The organism is Paenibacillus sp. P4_A7 (genome assembly GCF_056402455.1).
Genome location: NZ_JBFUHJ010000634.1, coordinates 1 through 2,385 on the forward strand (window position 1 = coordinate 1; position 2,385 = coordinate 2,385).

General features: G+C 40.0%; 1 protein-coding gene. It reads right to left on the reverse strand.

Annotation, left to right across the window (positions count from 1 at the left end):
* Positions 1 to 606: 606 nt before the first annotated feature.
* Positions 607 to 2,385 (reverse strand): alpha-galactosidase (locus AC1DWN_RS32210; RefSeq protein ID WP_477562918.1); only part of this gene is annotated, 1,779 nt, incomplete at its 5' end.

Below are 2,385 nucleotides of genomic sequence, written 5' to 3' on the forward strand. Positions count from 1 at the left end.
GAATGTATCCTTTCTTGTAGAACCTCAAGATTAATTTCGTCCATTTTAACCCCCACATATCTTCTCGCAACTATTGTGGTACAGAGAATTGAGTTCACTCACTCGACTATTGCTTCATTTGTAATTGTGAAGTCACCATGAATCATATATACATCTGGCGGCTTGGAGACCATACTTTACTAGTTTCAAATTGTGAAGCTAATGAGAGGAATGACGGAAATAGAGAAGCTTTAGCATCATAATCTGAAACTATATCACTGGAAAGAGGCGCGGATAGTGCTAATCCAGCAATTACGTTCATTTTCTGAAACTAAACAGCAGCTTTCCCTTTGACAGTCACAATTAATTGCAAAATTTGAAACTGTGCGAGCATAACATAGCCAATAAGACTGTGTACACAGAATCGTTTACTTTTGTTATGACAGCTCCGATCGTGAATTTTAGGGCGTTATGCTTATGTCGACTTAGATTGCTGTAGATATTTCTCAATCCTGTACTTCTCTTAATTCTAACAAAAAAAACCTCCTTTCAGTAAATTCACATTACTGTACGGAGGCATTTATCTATTAAAGTATCCATTAAAGTATCTATATAAAATATCTTCTTTTAAACTACCTTGTGAATTCTAATAACCGTACTTTGAAAATCCCCTTTAAGCTCAACCTTAATTCCCAATTTCCTTAATGCCATTCCACTGAAAGATTGCTTAGTCCCTTCAACTTGATACAGTGTCTGATCATCTAGACCCTGCAAACGAATGCGAGGAATCTCATTATCAAAGTTATTCGACTGTAGGAACGCAAACACAACCGATTCTTCTTTACTAGCACTTACATACATCACGGATGCCAAATTACTTTCCCTAACGGAAAGAAGTCTGTATTGGTCACCATGTTGGATGATCGGTCTAATTTCCTTATATAAATGTATCAATTCTTTTGCTTCTTGGTTTTCATCGTCGCTCCATTTCAATAGGTTATCCCCAACACCCAAATTCCCAATCATAGCGCTATGAAAACGATAGGACAAAGATAGCCTTCTGTTATTTACCCAGTTAACTTCATCCGTAACCCATGCTTCCATAATTTTGGCGCAATACGCATAAGAAAACCCTTCCTGAATTCGTAACCGATCAAACGCATCTGTATTATCGCTGGTCCATACTTGGTCAAAATATTGCAAGATCCCCATATCAACGCGACCGCCACCACCTAAACATGACTGGAAGATGACCGTTGGATGCTTAAGCTTTAACTTTTCTACTATTTCGTAAACGCCCAAAGCATGCCGAACCCAAATCTCCTTCTGTTCTTCTGGCGGTGCTGACGGAAAACCAGGCTCGCTGAAGTTTCGATTCATGTCCCATTTGATGAAAGAAATCGGATGCTCGGAGAGGAGGCTGTCTATACAATCATAAATATATTGCCTCACATCAGATCTAGACAGATTTAAGATGAGTTGATTTCTTAGTTGAGTACGCTCTCTCGTTTCAAAATGATAAACCCATTCCGGATGCGCTCGATATAGATCGCTATCGGGATTTACCATTTCCGGTTCGACCCATAGTTCGAACTCCATCCCTAAATCATTAACTTTACTAATCAAGCCATGAAGACCGTTGGGAAACTTACTTGGATTAACAAACCAATCTCCTAGTCCTGCTTTATCCGAATTGCGTGCACCAAACCAGCCATCATCGACAACAAACAGCTCTACACCTATCTTTGATGCAATCTCCGCCAACTTAGTCTGTTGTTCTTCGTTCACGTCAAACGCTGTTGCCTCCCATGAATTGTAAAGCACTTTCCTCAGCTTACTTTTGTTTTCTTCCGGCAGTACGTAGTTCCGCTGATAGTTGTGGAGATTGCGACTAGCTTCGCCAAACCCTTGGTTTACATAACCAACTATATATTTCGGTGCACAAAAGCACTCTCCAGGCTTCAGATTCCAAGAAAAATCAAAATCATTTACCCCAGCGCTAACTTTCACCATGTTAAATTTGTCTTTTTCAATGACTATTTTCCAATTACCACTAAAAGCTAACGCACCGAAATAGACYTCCCCTTTATTTTCATCCGCTTTCCCTCCTTGATCCAACATAAAAAAGGGATTGGCAAAGTGACTGGTCGTACCTCTTCTGCTTTCAAGTACAAGTTTAGTGTCCGGCAGCATTACCCTGTCTAGTTGTGTTTCCCCAGCCCAGCGTCCTGTCAAATAAGTCAGTCTATACTCTCGCTCTCTCGGCACGTAGAAGGATCCAGTCAATGCTTGCTCCAAGGTTATATTCGCATCACCTTGATTTACAATCTCACAATACCTTTCAATGAGATCACAATCTGCGATAATCTTATAATAAAGCTTCACCTCTAAGGAATAGTGTGTATC